The sequence below is a fragment of the Paenibacillus wynnii genome, from assembly GCF_030812855.1.
GTDB classification, from domain to species: Bacteria; Bacillota; Bacilli; order Paenibacillales; family Paenibacillaceae; genus Paenibacillus_AQ; species Paenibacillus_AQ wynnii_A.
On the sequence record NZ_JAUSTK010000002.1, the window covers coordinates 218,238 to 233,768 of the forward strand.

12 protein-coding genes are annotated in these 15,531 nt (G+C 48.1%); 4 read left to right on the plus strand and 8 right to left on the minus strand.

Annotated elements, in window-relative coordinates; genetic code table 11:
- Positions 1 to 9 precede the first annotated feature (9 nt).
- The 7 genes from J2T20_RS02935 to J2T20_RS02965 form a co-directional block, all read right to left on the minus strand.
- The gene (locus tag J2T20_RS02935; protein ID WP_307585402.1) at positions 10 to 1,923 is read right to left on the minus strand and encodes a DEAD/DEAH box helicase; all 1,914 of its coding nucleotides are present in this window, start codon (positions 1,921 to 1,923) and stop codon (positions 10 to 12) included.
- Positions 1,924 to 2,224: 301 nt separating this feature from the next.
- Positions 2,225 to 3,895 carry an ABC1 kinase family protein gene (locus tag J2T20_RS02940; protein WP_307585404.1) on the minus strand — a complete coding sequence of 557 codons (1,671 nt, stop codon included), beginning with the start codon at positions 3,893 to 3,895 and terminating at the stop codon, positions 2,225 to 2,227.
- A complete protein-coding gene (locus J2T20_RS02945; RefSeq protein ID WP_307585406.1) occupies positions 3,896 to 4,243 on the minus strand; it encodes a phasin family protein in 348 nt (115 codons plus the stop codon).
- A 113-nt stretch (positions 4,244 to 4,356) separates the two neighbouring features.
- Positions 4,357 to 4,989, minus strand: coding sequence for a ThuA domain-containing protein (locus J2T20_RS02950; RefSeq protein ID WP_307585407.1), 633 nt, complete (start codon positions 4,987 to 4,989; stop codon positions 4,357 to 4,359).
- 201 nt (positions 4,990 to 5,190) lie between these two features.
- Positions 5,191 to 6,003, minus strand: coding sequence for a uroporphyrinogen-III synthase (locus J2T20_RS02955; RefSeq protein WP_307585409.1), 813 nt, complete (start codon positions 6,001 to 6,003; stop codon positions 5,191 to 5,193).
- Positions 6,004 to 6,082: 79 nt separating this feature from the next.
- Entirely contained in the window at positions 6,083 to 8,062 is a 1,980-nt protein-coding gene (locus tag J2T20_RS02960; protein ID WP_307585411.1) for a methyl-accepting chemotaxis protein, read from the minus strand.
- A gap of 219 nt (positions 8,063 to 8,281) precedes the next feature.
- On the minus strand, positions 8,282 to 8,665 hold the full coding sequence (locus tag J2T20_RS02965) for a Fur family transcriptional regulator (protein WP_307585413.1): 384 nt from the start codon (positions 8,663 to 8,665) through the stop codon (positions 8,282 to 8,284).
- A gap of 176 nt (positions 8,666 to 8,841) precedes the next feature.
- Here J2T20_RS02965 and J2T20_RS02970 point away from each other — a divergent pair, with 176 nt between their 5' ends.
- The 4 genes from J2T20_RS02970 to J2T20_RS02985 all read left to right on the plus strand — a co-directional run bounded on the left by J2T20_RS02970 (position 8,842) and on the right by J2T20_RS02985 (position 12,971).
- On the plus strand, positions 8,842 to 9,981 hold the full coding sequence (locus J2T20_RS02970; protein ID WP_307585415.1) for a diguanylate cyclase: 1,140 nt from the start codon (positions 8,842 to 8,844) through the stop codon (positions 9,979 to 9,981).
- A gap of 205 nt (positions 9,982 to 10,186) precedes the next feature.
- Positions 10,187 to 11,740, plus strand: coding sequence for an FAD-dependent oxidoreductase (locus J2T20_RS02975; protein ID WP_307585417.1), 1,554 nt, complete (start codon positions 10,187 to 10,189; stop codon positions 11,738 to 11,740).
- Between the two features lie 143 nt (positions 11,741 to 11,883).
- Positions 11,884 to 12,603, plus strand: a complete 720-nt coding sequence (locus J2T20_RS02980) for a 3-ketoacyl-ACP reductase (RefSeq protein ID WP_307585419.1) — start codon at positions 11,884 to 11,886, stop codon at positions 12,601 to 12,603.
- 56 nt (positions 12,604 to 12,659) lie between these two features.
- On the plus strand, positions 12,660 to 12,971 hold the full coding sequence (locus J2T20_RS02985; protein WP_307585421.1) for an antibiotic biosynthesis monooxygenase: 312 nt from the start codon (positions 12,660 to 12,662) through the stop codon (positions 12,969 to 12,971).
- A gap of 234 nt (positions 12,972 to 13,205) precedes the next feature.
- On the opposite strand, the gene J2T20_RS02990 is transcribed toward J2T20_RS02985, so the two are convergent.
- Positions 13,206 to 15,473, minus strand: a complete 2,268-nt coding sequence (locus J2T20_RS02990) for an MMPL family transporter (protein WP_307585423.1) — start codon at positions 15,471 to 15,473, stop codon at positions 13,206 to 13,208.
- Positions 15,474 to 15,531 lie beyond the last annotated feature (58 nt).

Consider the following 15,531-nt stretch of genomic DNA (forward strand, 5'->3'; position numbering starts at 1 on the left):
GGTTAGACCTTACTTACCCCGGCCGCCTTGACGACCAGGACCATTGCCGCGTCCACCGCGTGATGGAGCACCGCCGCCGCTACCGCCGCTGCGGCTCCCAGAGCCAAATCCGCCACTGCGACTTCCTGAACCGAAGCCGCCTTGACCCCCTCTGGAACCTCCTGAAGCGGATCCTCCTGAGTTAGATCTACCCGTGCTATAGCCGCCGCTTCTTGGACTTCCGCCCTTTGAAGCACCGGCGCTGTAGCCGTCAGCTTCACCGCGAGGCAAGTTTGCTCTATATTTAGGGCTGCCTTTAGATCCTCCGGGATTATAACCGCTCCCCGAACCGCTGCCCTTTGATGCGCCAACACTATAACCGCTTTCTCCGCCTCTGGCTACATTAGTGCTATAGCCGCTGCTCGGACTACCCTTGGAAGCGCCTCGGAAATCACCACGAGGACTGCCTCCTCTTGCTCCTGCTGAACTGCTTGCCGGAGGTTGGCTTTCTCCTCTTGCAAAAGTTCCATAACCGCCGCCAACTCTCGTCTTGGCTGGTGCACTTTCTTCGCTTCTGCCTCTGGAAGGGCCTGCGCTATATCCGCTACGCGCGCTGCCTCTACCTGCGTCTGCTTCTCTGCCGCGACCCCGGCCGCCGCTTTCACGGCGGGATGAACCTTCCGCCCGCGGAGCTGCGCCGCGCCCTTGACCGCGTCCACCCGTCTTAGGCCCGTGACCTGTCCGTGCCGCTTCAGGAGTTCCGCCTTGACGTTTACCGAGCTGGCGTCCGCCAGTCTGGATAGCCGTGAATTCACCTATGCCGAATTCATCCTTCTCGTAACGTCGACGATCCAGACGCTGCGAAATGGCATGCTCAATCATTTCCAGACCTTGACTTTCACGCGGTGAAGCAAAGGTAATTGCAAGTCCTTTGCCACCCGCACGGCCTGTCCGGCCAATACGGTGAATGTAGCTATCTCCGTCAAGCGGCATATCGTAATTAAATATATGTGTTATTCCTTCTACGTCAAGACCACGCGCAGCTACATCCGTTGCTACGAGCAATTGGAGCTTCGCATCCCGGAATCGCTTCATAACGGCTTCGCGCTTACCTTGCGACAAATCACCGTGCAGCTCATCACAGTCATAGCCCGCAGCTTGCAGAGCTTCGTTCAGCTTGGATACCCGGCGCTTCGTCCGGCAAAAAATAATAGCCAAATACGGACGATCCCGTTCGATTAACTGCTTCAATGCTTCTTCTTTATTACGATCCGAGCATTCCACGACCTGCTGACGGATATTATCAAGCGGAATCGGGGAACCGCTCTTAATAACGATATCCAGTGGTTCTTTCATATAATTGGCAGCCAGACGTTTGACCGGATCAGGCATCGTAGCAGAGAACAGCATCGTCTGCCGGCGATATGGAACCGCCGTAATAATCGTCTCTACATCCTCAAGGAAACCCATATGCAGCATTTGATCGGCCTCATCCAGAACGAGCATTTTGACTCCGTTCAAATCGAGCGTGCCGCGGCGCATATGATCGAGCAGACGTCCTGGCGTTCCTATAATAAGATGTCTGCCGCCTTCCAGCTTGCGCAGCTGCTTCTCGACATCTTGTCCACCGTAAACAGCCAAGATCTTAACGCCCGTATGACGGGCTAGCTTGCGTGCTTCTTCAGTAATTTGAAGTGCCAACTCGCGTGTCGGGGCCATGATTAGCGCTTGTGGAAATGCACGTTCAACTTGGATCTTGTCCATAATCGGCAGCAAAAAAGCCAGCGTCTTCCCTGTTCCAGTCTTCGCCCGGGCAATAACATCGAGACCCTGAACCAGTGGCGGAATCGCTTCTTCCTGTACAGGTGTAGGCTTCACAATCCCTTGACCCTGCAGCAGTGTATTTAATACTTCCGAAACTCCTAATTCTTTAAAACTCGGCAATTTCTCCACCTCACTTTTTTCCTGAAAATTGGTTTTTGCATCTATTCCTACACTTTCAGCCCTTTAGAAAAGGCTCGTTCCAAGAACAATGGCATTCCTTATATTCAAACAAAAGCGGAAGAACTCACCACCGAGTCCTTCCGTCCCATTTTATCCCTGTACGGAGAATTCGCACATACAAGTGCAATTGATCAATAAGAAGTAAAGGCCGTTCCTCTGAAAGCATCACTTCCATTGTACTTTATAGAACGCCTTTTGTGTGCATCGCCTGAAAGAATATTTATCACACTGCCGCCGACTTCTAAAATCTACCTGATTTAAAAATGGAGAACAGCAGCCAAACAAACATCAGCAGTGCCACGACCGAGCCGATTTCCACAGTAGGGAAATCCCACAGCAGGGAGGGTTCACCCCGCAGTGATGAGCCGATAATCAGACCGACCATGATAATGCTGAAAGCAAGCAATACTATACTGAAGGACAAGCGGTTGCCGATTCGGTCAAACTTGCGCTGCAAACTTTGCAGCTCCGGCATACCAACCTCCACTTTCAGCTTGCCTTTACTGATCAGCGAAGTAAGCTGTCTGGCCTGTCCGGGTAATTCCACCAGACTCTCAGCCAGCTCTGCCACCCCACCCCACAGCTTACGCTGCAAGCGATGGCTGCTGAAGCGCTGCTTCAAGAGCTGCCTTCCAAACGGCTCCGCCATCTGAATAATGCTGAAGGAAGGGTCGAGATTGCTGACCACACCTTCCAGTGTCAGCATGGTTTTACCCAGCATTGCCAAATCCGGGGGAATGACAAGATGGTGCCTGCGCGCAATTCTGAACAGATCATTCAGAACTTTACCGATGCTTACCCTGCTGAAGGGAACATCATAATACTCCTCCCTTAGCATATCCATATCATCATGAAGGGCCACCCGGTCTGCTTCCTCGTCCAATATCCCCAGGCGCATAATAGATCTTACCATAGCATCTGTATTCTTTCGCATGAGCGCGATTATCAGCCCGGCCAGATGATCCTTCATCTCTTCGCTAAGTCTTCCGACCATACCAAAGTCAATCAACGCCAACTTGCCGTCTTCCATTAACATCACATTGCCTGGGTGAGGATCCGCATGAAAGAAACCGTCTATAAAGATTTGCTTCAGCATAATCTCCACAAGCTGCTCAGCAATCTTCTGCAGATTCACTCCCTTATCCATCATTTCCTGACGACGGTTAAGCGTAATCCCCTCTACATATTCCATCGTCAGAACACGAGCGGAGGTATAATCCCAATGTATTTCCGGTATATATACGTTTTGATGGTCTGCCAGCTGCAGCGCAATCTTCTCTGCATTACGTCCCTCGTGGCTGTAATCGAGCTCCGCTATTAGCGATCTGGAGAACTCTTCCGTCATCCGGGATAGCCCGTATTGCTTCGCCCAGTCTAATCTTCTCTCAGCAAGTGCGGTCAGATCCTTAAGAATCTCCAGATCACGACTCATCATCCGTAAAACACCCGGTCGTTGGACTTTCACAGCCACGGTTTGTCCGCTTAGCAGTACAGCACGGTGTACCTGACCGATCGAAGCGGCTGCAAGCGGTACATCCTCAAAGGAATGAAATATTTCATCCAGGGGCTGGTCAAGCTCCTGTTCCACAATATCGCGTGCGGTGCCCGCTGGAAATGGAGGCACATTATCCTGAAGTTTTACTAGTTCATGAATGATTGAATCGGGCAGCATGTCCGAGCGGGTGCTTGCGAGCTGACCTAACTTGATAAACGTCGGCCCCAGATCCTCCAATACTCGGCGAATCCGCTCCCCAAGCGTAACTCCTTCGTATGCCTCCTGCGTCACCAGACGGCGCGGAAGCGATAAAAGGTGATTTAAACCAAGCTCCTCCACCATATAGCCGAAGCCATGACGCATAAGCGCCATGGCAATGGTCCGGTAACGTCCGGCATATCTAATACGGACCGCCATTTAATCGGTACGCGTTTCCGGCAGTGTTCCCTCGGATTGGGAAACTCCCTCCAGCTCAGCCAAACGGCTCTCCAATATGGCAATACGTAATTCAAGTGCAGCCATATCACTTTGAACCGGAACTTTTAATTCCTTAAGCACACGCTGAACTTGCTCTTGAACGGCTGATTTGAACATCCCTCGTTCTTCATCGCCGCGCTCAACCAAGCGGTCAATCAGTGCTTTCGACTCTGACGGAGCAAGTTCTCCACGCTTAACCAATTCTTCCACGGCTTTTTCCACTTTTTCTTTGCTGACAATGGTGAGGCCCACTCCTAAAGAGATCGCTTTTTTAAACAAATCACTCATGGCATTTTTCCTCCCAAAGATTCCGTTAGGTGACAACCGGAGTTAATGGTTAAAGTATACCCCACTAGCTGGCGATTTCCAAAATCCTGTCAGTCTTTTAACGATTCAGCTTCTTATCTCGGAATCCGGGCAGCCCATTTAGCTGACTTATAAATCAGCTGGCGTACGGCCTGGTTATGAAAGGAAGGTTCGTGATGCCCCGGCATTAGATAGACAACTCTTCCAAGGCCGTAACTGTGGCACCATGCCGCCGGAAGCCATTCTCCATCCGCTTCATATTCAAGCAGCAGCTTTTTTTCAGTAAACGGATCGAATTCGAACCGGTATGGCTCCTCATCCAGCTGAAAGTTTTGTATTCCCTCTGTTATATCATGCTCAAGAATTCGAAAATTCAACGGGCCGTATGGAGGATGACCTATAAATCTACCGCCGATCAATTGGGCCAGTTCATACCGTTTGGCAAGCGAAACTCCCGTATGAAGTACAATGAGGCCACCACCTCCGCTTACATAAGAGAGCAGACCTGCTGTCTGCTGCGGAGAAACAGTTTCGTTCCATAGTTCATTATATGCAATACATAAATCATATCCGCTCAAATGCTCCCCTAGAAGCAGTTTTTTGTTCTCTGAGCACTGTACCGTCATAAGATCGTTCAAGATCACACTGATTTGTTTGTCTACACCCTGTAAAGGATGAAACCGGGGATGAGTATAATCACCCAGTAATAAGCATTTTCTCTTGTCCATAAGATCCTCCTTCGTATGACTTTGTTAATTTAAGTTACATGTTGCCTATATTTTAAGGAAAACAACCCCTATTGTCCATTCATCTAAGAAGAAACGGGTTTATCGTCCTTAGGGATATATTTACGAAAAAAGCATTCCCGCCGATTACGCTGCGGGAATGCTTCTGTTAGTCCCCTGAATATCATTCTTGCAGCTCTTTCTTTACTCTTTGGCAGCTAAATAGCGGCCCAGCTCCACGAACATACTGCCCATCCGCTCATGCTCCGGCGCGACAATCCGCTGAATTCCTTCTTCCTTCAGAGCTTCAGAGGTAATACGGCCTACAGAAAGCGCGATAACTTTTTCTTCAAAAGCCTCCAGCATCCCTGCTAAATTGCCTTGACTCCGGGCATACTCAGCCAAGAAACGGAACTGCGGTGCGCTGGTAAAAGCTACAACATCTATCCCGCCCTCCAGAATTTCTGTAAGCAATCTTTCCAGCTCACCGGGCTGCGGAGGTGTATGTCGGTAGGGAAGAATCTGGCGTGTGGTAGCCCCTACTTCATCCAGCCAAGAGACCAATCGGGGAGAAGGATCTCCATGCAGCTGCAGAACAACCTCTTTACCCTTCATATCGAAAGACTGCAGACCGCGAATAAGTCCCGTTGTACTGCCGTCATCGTCACGAACTACAGGGACTAGACCTCGTTTCTTAAGAGCATTTACAGTCTTATATCCGCGTGCCGCAATTTGGGAACGAGATAATACCTCCAGAAAACGCTCAGCGTTCCCTGCTCCCTCCGCCTTCTCAAACAGGGCATCCAGACCCATTCCTGTTGTTAGAATCGACCAATCCGGGGGATGCTGTATCCAAGAATCCAACCCTTTACGAAGCTCTTCATCATCGAGAAATACGGTACCCTGTGCAGGCCGGTGTAATGCAGTACCGCCCATATTGTGCACCAGCTTGGCCATCTCCTCCGACTTGCGCGGACCGGCCAGGGCGACGGTGATGCCTTTTAATTGCTCTGCCATGGTGACTCTCTCCTTTGTATACCGTTATTGTTGCTTATCAGTATACTTGCAAAGGAAGGCAAAGGGAAAGTATATATTACTATTGTAATTTGAAGCGCCCGACAAGCTTTTGTAGTTCCTCTGCCAGATGGCTGAGATCTGCGGACGATGAAGCAATTTCCTCTACGGAGGCCAACTGCTCCTGAGCAGCAGCTGAGATTGTTTCTGTATTGCCTGCAGATTCCTCAGAAATACCCTTGATATCTCCAATCGCCTGCTCCATACTGCCCGCTTCTATAGAAAGCTTACTTACCGCTTCGTTCATTGCCTCAATCTTCTCCGCGGCTCCCTTAACTGCTCTGCGGATCCGGGAGAAAGAACGCCCGGTAGTATCTACAGCCATGATGCCTTCAGTTACCCGTTCTTTGGCTTGCTCCATCGTTTCTGCAGCTAATTTCATCTCACCGTAAATCGAACTGATCTGATCGGAGATCAGGCGTGCAGATTTCTCGGATTCCTCCGCCAGCTTGCGAACTTCCGAAGCCACAACAGCGAAGCCGCGTCCCTGCTCACCAGCTCTGGCTGCTTCAATAGAAGCGTTAAGCGCCAGTAGATTCGTCTGCCGTGCGATACCGGTGATTACGCCGACAATCCCGATAATTTGCCCGGTTCGGTCATTAAGCTTATCGATTACACCGCCAAGCTCCTCCACCGTCATTTGAATACTATTAATTTTATCTACAACACTGATAACTGAATCATTACCTTCCGCTGCAGAGTGAGAAGTTTTGCCCATCATGTCCGATACCTGCATCATATATTCAGATATATTGGCAACTTCATTGGTTGTTGCCGCGGTACTCTCCATACCTTTTTGAACACTTTTAACCTGCTGCTCACTGCCTACAGCCACTTCTTGTATTGCAATGGTAACATGCTCGATCGCCTTGGTGGTTTGCTCAGCGCCAGCCATCAGCTCCTCTGCCGAGGAGGATACATTGTCTGTCATTTCCTGCACACTTGTAATCATCTCGCGCAGATTCATCACCATAATTCCGAAGTTCTCCGCCAGCATCCCAATCTCATCACGCCGGAAGGAACCAATGTCTACGGATAGATCTCCTTGGCTTATCACTTCTGTCGCTTTCCGTAGACGGAGTAGCGGTGCAAGAATGGAACGGACGTTGAAATAAATAAGCACCAAAGCCAGTAAAACAGAGATGGCGATAACAACGATTGCTCTTATACGAATATCCTTTGTTGCAGCTGTGATTTCATCCTTGCTGATCGTACCAGCAATTCTCCAACCGGTAAGCTCATTCGTCACATACGTCATTTTCTTATTAGTATCATTGAAGGAATAATCAAAGGATCCCAATTCGTTCTCGAACATTTTCTTCACGAAATCCAAAGTCGTTTCCTTGCCGATAGCTTCGGTAGGATGAACCAAGAATTTTTTACTGCTGTCAACGATAAATATGTAACCATCCTTACCTACCTTAAGGTTGGTCAAACTTGCCAGCTCTTTCAAGTTGAGATTCAGAGCGATGACTCCGTTTCCGCCTCTCAACACTGCTGATATGGCAATAGCTGTCTCATTATTGATGGTTGTAAAAGCTGGTGATATAACAATCCCTTCCCCATGCTTAAGTGCATTTACATAGGAATTATCCTTTCGAGGGTCATACCCGTCCGGCAGCTTTTGATCCGAAGCATGAATGGACTTCCCTCTTCCGGTCCCCACATAGATATCCAGCACATCGGGATGCAGCGCCGCATATTCCCTCAATCTCGTCAATACATCCGCCGAAGTCTCCCCATTAACCTCACTGTTAACAGCATCGGAAGACAGCTGCGCAGCAAAATAGTTAATATCATTTATTTTGGAAGAAACGTTGGAGTCTATGATTTCGTTAACGGCTACCACACTTTCTGTAGCACTGTTCAGCAACTGCTCTTCCATCTCATTGCTGGCCGATTGATACGTCTGGGTGCCAATGATGAAGCTGGGTACAAGCAATACAAGCAGATATGTAAGAATTAATTTCGTACGGATGGACATACGCACTTTTTTGTTCATGAGTGGGGATCACTCTCTCTTTCTTTTCAATCATTAATTTAAGTACAAGGAAAGCAATATACCTAAATATATAATTATATATCGGTTTTGGAAATACATATTTCTACTATATTTCTTCATTATTCTCATAGTTTGCTAAAATTCTTGTGATTTCACACAAAAAAGACCGTTTTATGTAAACGATCTTTTCTTATATATACAAATTCGATTTTTTCATTCTTATTTCTTGCAAGTTTGGCAGATACCCCCAAATACTACATGGGCATGTGAGATTGAATAGCCGGTTTCCTTGGCAACAGTACTCATCCAGTCCTCCGGGACATGAGTTAACACCTCATCAACCTTCCCGCAGCTTTCGCACATGATATGCTGGTGATCATCCATACGGGCATCATATCGACTGGCGGCTTCACCCAGTTTAAGCTCCCGAATCATCTGTTTATCCGAAAGATACCGCAGTGAGTTGTAAACTGTACCGTAAGCTAAACTATGGCCTTGCTCTACCAGACGGTTCATTACCTCTGCGGCTGTGGGATGGTCATGGGATTGGCAGACGATATCATAAACGGCTCTACGCTGAGAGGTCAAATTCAGGGTTTTCATAGCTATCATCCTTGTGGGTTATTTTTAGATCAAGTATAAGTCTTTGTTGTAGAGAGGTCAATGAAATCGCATGTGATTTTTTTCTCAATACTTTTATTAAAATCCCGGATAGAATGAATACAGCCCTTTTTTTTATAAGGCTAAGTCAATTTTTTTCAAGGGGTTTTTGATTTTAAATGATAATAACAATGGTAACCAACCTTTTCGCCAACTTTTGTATCCTCGCAACTTTTGTTTTCCTATCAGGGATGATCTCCAAAAAGCTTTCCCTAACAGATCGACCACCATCTTTACTTACCGGTATCAATGCAGGCCTGCTGTTTGGAGTATTCGGCATTATTCTAATGAACTACTCGTTCCAAGTAGTCCCTGATATTTATGTTAACTTACGCCACCTGACATTAGTAATCGTGTCCGCATATGTCGGCTGGTTTCCGTCCTTAGTCTGCGCTGCAGTACTTGCTGTGAGCAGAATTCTTTTTAATGGTGTTTCAATTAACACAGTTTCAACAGCTGTAACTTTGCTGCTTGGCGGACTTTGCTGCAGCTTTATTTCGACGTTCCCATGGTCACGCCTGAAGAAGATGACGGTCGGTAATATCGCTTGCATGACTCTCACCTTTATAATTCTACTCCTTAATTTGGGCAGCCTGCGGGCTCTTATGGATTTCTACCCCACTCAGCTGTTGATTTCACTAGGAGCAGGGTTAGTCATCTATTATATTGCGGAGTCTATCCAGCATTCCAACGAACTCTTCGCCCTGCTGGAGGTTCGAGCTACTACCGACTATCTAACCGGACTTCATAATCTTCAACAATTCCACCGTCATATGGACAATGAAATCATTTGGTCTGAACGGCATCAGGAATGTTTGTCCCTGCTTGCGATTGATATCGATCATTTTAAAATCATCAACGATACCTATGGACATCCTGCCGGAGATGAGGTACTGAAGCAGCTGGCCTGGCGGCTCAAGAGTCATTCCCATTCCCATGATATGGTATCCCGTAATGGCGGCGAAGAGTTTACGGTGCTGATGCCGCATTGCTCGCTCTCTCAAGCGGAAACATCCGGAGAAAAACTAAGAAGAGCTGTAGAGATGGAACCCTTCCTTCTTCCTTCAGGCCAAAAGATCCCGATTACCGTCTCCATTGGTGTGGCTTGTTATCCTGAGACTGTAGCTGAAGCTGACGGAAAACTTTTAACCCACTGGGCAGATCAAGCACTCTACGATGCCAAAAATACCGGACGGAACAAAGTATCCATTAATTCGAATTACTCTGCCGCAGCATATTCCATGAAACCAGCTACCTGATCACCACGCAGGGTCTATCCTTTCCAAATCTATCTCCTAAATATTCCCCCAAATAATCCAAAACCCGTTAACTGAACTTGTATTAAGTAACTCCTTTGCAACCTTAATCTTATATCCTGACACTCTAAGCAGCTGGTATGAGTTTCTTTTAGAGGATCAGTGGTAATAAATGAAAGGAGTGATATACAAATGGAGGGACAACGGGATGAATCCAGAAAACAATCTTTCGCAAAACCTGCCGAGGTATCCGGAATCAATGTGGCGTGATACTACGGATTTACCTTCTTTTCCAAAGCTTGAAGGCAATCATGATACGGATGTCGCAGTTGTCGGCGGCGGGATGACCGGAATCACAACCGCCTATCTGCTCTCCAAAGCCGGTTATAAAGTCACTTTGCTGGAAGCGGGGGTATTGCTGAACGGCACTACCGGTTTTACGACTGCCAAAATCACCGCACAACACGGCATGTTCTATAATGATCTAATCAAGCATTTCGGGGAAGACAACGCGCGGCTGTACTATGAATCTAATACGCAAGCCATGGAGTGGATTATCTTAACAGCTGAAGAGCTCGGCATATCCTGCGGAATGCAGCGCGAAGCAGCCTATCTTTACTCTGATGCCAATGATGATAAGACACTGAAACAGTTGGAGAAAGAATTTAAAGCCTATGAGAAGCTTGGCATTCCCGGGGAATGGCTGGACCATATCCCTTTGCCCCTAATCGTGGGAGGTGCCATTAAGCTGCCCGGGCAAGCCCGTTTTCACCCTCTGCATTATTTCCGGGGGTTAATTCAGGCTTTTCTGGACAATGGCGGAGTGATTTATGAGCATACGGTAATTGCTGAAAATGTAGATAAGAACGGTAACCTTACTCTTTATACCGAAAAGGATCAGCATCAAATCACCTGCCGGCATGCTGTCTCCGCTTCCCATTTCCCCTTTTATGACGGAGGAGCCCTGTACTTTTCCCGTCTGTATCCCGAAAGATCCTATATTCTCGCGATTGAACCGGAATCGGAATTTGTGGGGGGAATGTATTTAAGTGCGAGTCAACCCATCCGATCTCTGCGGGCCGTTGAATGGGAAGGGAAAAACCTGGTGCTCATCGGAGGCGAAAGCCACAAGACAGGGAAAGGAATCTGTACCTTCGGCCACTATGAGAATCTGGAGGCTTTTGCAGGACATTTACTCGGTATCAAGTCTATTCCTTATCGCTGGTCCGCTCAGGATTTAATTACGCTGGACAGGGTGCCCTACATTGGCAGGACCTCGGAGGATGAGGAAATTTATATTGCCACAGGTTATAAAAAATGGGGAATGACCACCAGTACAGTTGCTGCGCTAATGATATCAGACCAAATCCAGCGTAAGGACAACCCTTATACAGACCTGTACGATCCTACACGATTTAAGGCGAATCCAAGCATAAAAAACTTTATTACGATAAATGCTGTTGTCGCCAAAGATTTAGTCGGGGGCAAAGTGGAATTTGTGCATAGAAAGCCCGATGAGCTTAAGCCGGATGAAGGTGCAATCGTGCGTCATGATGGCAAACGAGCAGGGGCTTATCGAGATTCCGAAGGCAAGCTGCATTTGGTCGACACCACCTGTACCCATATGGGCTGCGAGGTAGAATGGAATGACGGGGAGCGTTCTTGGGATTGTCCCTGCCACGGCTCACGTTTCTCTTATGACGGCAAAGTATTCGAAGGCCCGGCTATAACACCGCTGACGACGCTTAACCCGGAGGAATAAGCTTAGCGTTCATAATCATATCTAATAAGTGGCTGATCCTTGCGATCAACTTGGGTGAACGTGATTGTCTTCAGCCACTCAGGTATAATAGAATCTGTGAAATTCTTGCTTCAGAATAATCCAAGGGAGAGTGACGACAAGTTATGGATTTAAGAGGGAAGAGCATTGTAATTACGGGTGCAGGTAAGGGAATCGGGAAAGCTCTGGCTCTAGCGTTGGCTAAGGAAGGGGCAAATCTCGGCCTGATATCCAGAACTTCAGCAGATCTGGAAGCATTGAAGTCAGCATTGACCGAAGTATACGATGTAAAGGTTAGCGTTGCTGTTGCTGATGTGTCTGTTCGCGGAGATGCCGAACGGGCGGTAGTAGCACTTCAAAGTGAACTCGGAACATTTGACGCACTGATTAACAATGCCGGGATCGCCAAGTTTGGTACTTTTTTAGAGATGGATCCTGCAGATTGGGAGCAGCATATCGATATCAATCTGTTCGGTACCTATTATGTCACCCGTGCTGCATTGCCTGCTATGATTGAAAAGAATGGCGGCAATATTATCAACATCTCCTCCACAGCCGGAGAACGCGGTTTCGCAACAGGCTCCGCCTACTGTGCTTCCAAGTTTGCTCTGATGGGGATGACTGAGGCACTGGCACAGGAAGTGCGGAAGCATAATATTCGTGTTGTAGCCTTGACACCCAGCACTGTCAATACCGGACTGGCTGAGAGTGCAGGCCTTAAGATCGGTGATGAAGACCGGATGATGCAGCCCGAGGATGTAGCTGAACTGGCGTTGGCGGCATTGAAACTACCCGATCGCGTATTCCTGAAAACCGCAGGAATTTGGACTACTAACCCGCAGTAGGTTAAAAAGAATAGAACGGTATTAAAGATATTTATTAATGATGGGGAGGTCTTGGCATGCTGGTAGTCACGAACACCATAAAGGTTAAGGAAGGCCATGCGGAAGCCATTGCCCAGCGCTTTGGTGTAGCGAATGGCGTACAGATTATGCCCGGCTTTGTCCGGATGGAGGTCTGGCACGGGAGCGCCAAGGAAGGCGTAGAGGAATTGAAAATCTGCACCTTCTGGGAGAGCGAGGAAGCCTTCAAAGGCTGGACCTCCAGCGACTCCTTCCGCCAATCCCATCGGGGAGCCGGCGGGAATGATGCCATCCTGGGAGCATCTCTTGACAAGTACGAACTGCTGATCAGCCGGACTCCAGGAAATTAGCAGGATACAGCTTATATACAGGAAACTAACAATTAAGCTTGAACCAAACAGCAGCAGATAAAGTAAATCTATATTAAGGTAGATCGGGTTAAGAACTCTATGCGGACTACAGATCCCTTATTGTCAATAAATCCAAAAAAACAGGGATGTCCCACAGCCTTATAGGCTTCCGGGATATCCCTGTTTTCGTTTCTTTCTTGATCTCTTCAAATCCAGCCCTGTAGGCTCGCGTTCCTACTCCACACTAGAAGGCAGCGGCTTATCCACCTCTTGATGCTTGCCAGGCCAAAAGGCCAGTCGGCCGAAGAGCACTGTGATGGCCGGTACGAGGAACGGACGAACCACAAACGTATCAAGCAGGATACCCAGCGCTGTAATAATACCGAATTGTACAAGCACTTGAATAGGCAGTGACGCTAGTACTGCGAAGGTACCGGCTAGGATAAGGCCTGCGGAGGTAATCACCGATCCCGTTTCATTTACACCTTCAGAGATCGCTTGCTTCAGCGGCATCTCCTTGCGTTTCTTCCATATATTCGAGATCATAAAAATATTGTAGTCCTCGCCGAGCGCGACCAGAAATACGAAGGAATATAGGGGAATAGAGCCTTGGATCGCCTCCGCACCCAGCCCGTAATGGATAATAAGCCAACCTAAGCCGAGTGCCGAGAAGAAGGATAGAATTACCGTTGCCACCAAATAAATGGTAGCCACAACAGAGCGTAAATACAGGAGCAGCAGCAAGGTTATTAATCCAATAACTACAGGGATGATGAGATCCGTATCCCGCTCTCCAACCTCTTTCGTATCATGCTGAGTAGCGGTCTGCCCACCAACCCATACATTGCCTTTCGGCTCTTCAATCCCTGCATCGATTAACGCCTGCTCAACCGTCGCCTGCAGTGCCGGAACGTGGCTCATGGCCTCCAGCGAATACGGGTTGCTTTTAAATTCAATATCATAGCCTAATATATTCTTATTCACTGCACCCTGCTGCGGATCTGAGACGGTATCTACGTAAGAAATCCCGCCCAGAATGACCTTAAGATCCTCACCGTCCGCTATGCCCTGCGTATCAACCATCAGCTTGGCCGGGGCTAGCTCCCCCGGGGAGAACTGTTTGCCAATGATATCGAAGCCTTCACGGGACTCCATGTCCTTTGGAAAAGAGGAGAGAATATCATACGTGAATTTAATCCCGCTGGAGAAGGAGGCCAATGTTCCCAGCATCACCACAGTTACACCAACGATAGCCCAAGGACGGGAGACTACGAATCCACCAATTCCCTTTTTACGGGAAACCTTCCGTTGTGGAATAGGCTTGCCTTTAGCCATGGCCCGATCCATCTCCATTTGCGGTGTCCGTGGGATGAACGGGAAGAAAGAGGTCCGACCAAAGATTGCAAGTAGCGCCGGAACCAGTGTTAGGCTGGCGATACCCATAATAAAGATGGAGACGCTGAACGGAATCGCAAAACGATGATACGCTCCAAATTGGGCCAGCAATAGCGCAAGCAGAGCCAACACTACTGTGAAACCACTCATTGCAATAGCCCCGGAGGAATCTGTGATGGCACGAAGCAGAGCTTGGCTCTTACTTTCCTCCACCTTCAGCAACTGACGGAACCGGGAGATCAGGAACAAACAATAATCTGTACCGGCACCGAACAGCAGAACGGTCATAATCGATATGGCCTGAGAATCGACTGTGATCCAACCGGCCTCAGCCATTTTGCCAAGCACCGGACTCGTTGCACCATAAGCAAAACCAACCGCAATAAGCGGAATCAGAGCCAAAACCGGGGAACGGTAGATAAGCAATAGAAACACTAACACAAGGACTACTGTAGCTATTAACAGGGATACGTCCGCATTCTTGAAGAGTCCCGTAGCATCAATAGATATACCAACCGGTCCGGTAACACGAAGGCTGAGATCACTTCCATCAAGCTTTGCAGCCGAAGGGTCACTGCCTGTCTCCTTTACAATCAGAGCCTTTAATTGGGTCACCGCTTCGCCAAGCTGATCGCTATCTGCAGTTTTATCGAACAGCACCGGTGTCACCAATGTACTGCGATCTTCAGATAAAGAAGCCTGCAGAGCCTGCGGCGGGAGCTGTCCAAGAGGTGGCACGAAATTCTGATGAGGCAGCGGAGACTTTTCCAGGTTGCTGTATAAGGCTTGAATATGTAATAGATCTTCCTGGGATATTCCACCTTCACGATGCCATACGAGTAGTGCAGGTACGCCGCTGCCGCTCGGAAATTCCCTCTCTGCGACAATCGCTGCCTGTACGGATTGTGAGTCCTTCGGAAGGTTCTGCACATTATTCTCTTCCTGCGAATTCACAGCCGGCCATAACATGGTAAGGGTACCTACTACTGCAATCCATATAAGAAGCGTGATCCATTTCGTTTTGTTACCTGCTACCCATTTTCCGTATCCTGACATCCCTATCACCGCTCTCTGCACCTTAGGCCCTTGAAATGAGCCACGGGTCATTTTTATACTCTTATCATATATACCCGTTAATTTTTTATCAAATCTTTTTTATTTTCTC

Coding starts and splice junctions, on each gene's coding strand:
- J2T20_RS02945 (WP_307585406.1), bottom strand. CDS start 4,243: ATGAGTGATTTGTTTAAAAAAGCGATCTCTTTAGGAGTGGGCCTCACC.
- J2T20_RS02970 (WP_307585415.1), top strand. CDS start 8,842: ATGATAATAACAATGGTAACCAACCTTTTCGCCAACTTTTGTATCCTC.
- J2T20_RS02940 (WP_307585404.1), bottom strand. CDS start 3,895: ATGGCGGTCCGTATTAGATATGCCGGACGTTACCGGACCATTGCCATG.
- J2T20_RS02975 (WP_307585417.1), top strand. CDS start 10,187: ATGAATCCAGAAAACAATCTTTCGCAAAACCTGCCGAGGTATCCGGAA.
- J2T20_RS02990 (WP_307585423.1), bottom strand. CDS start 15,473: ATGACCCGTGGCTCATTTCAAGGGCCTAAGGTGCAGAGAGCGGTGATA.
- J2T20_RS02960 (WP_307585411.1), bottom strand. CDS start 8,062: ATGAACAAAAAAGTGCGTATGTCCATCCGTACGAAATTAATTCTTACA.
- J2T20_RS02965 (WP_307585413.1), bottom strand. CDS start 8,665: ATGAAAACCCTGAATTTGACCTCTCAGCGTAGAGCCGTTTATGATATC.
- J2T20_RS02980 (WP_307585419.1), top strand. CDS start 11,884: ATGGATTTAAGAGGGAAGAGCATTGTAATTACGGGTGCAGGTAAGGGA.
- J2T20_RS02950 (WP_307585407.1), bottom strand. CDS start 4,989: ATGGACAAGAGAAAATGCTTATTACTGGGTGATTATACTCATCCCCGG.
- J2T20_RS02955 (WP_307585409.1), bottom strand. CDS start 6,003: ATGGCAGAGCAATTAAAAGGCATCACCGTCGCCCTGGCCGGTCCGCGC.
- J2T20_RS02985 (WP_307585421.1), top strand. CDS start 12,660: ATGCTGGTAGTCACGAACACCATAAAGGTTAAGGAAGGCCATGCGGAA.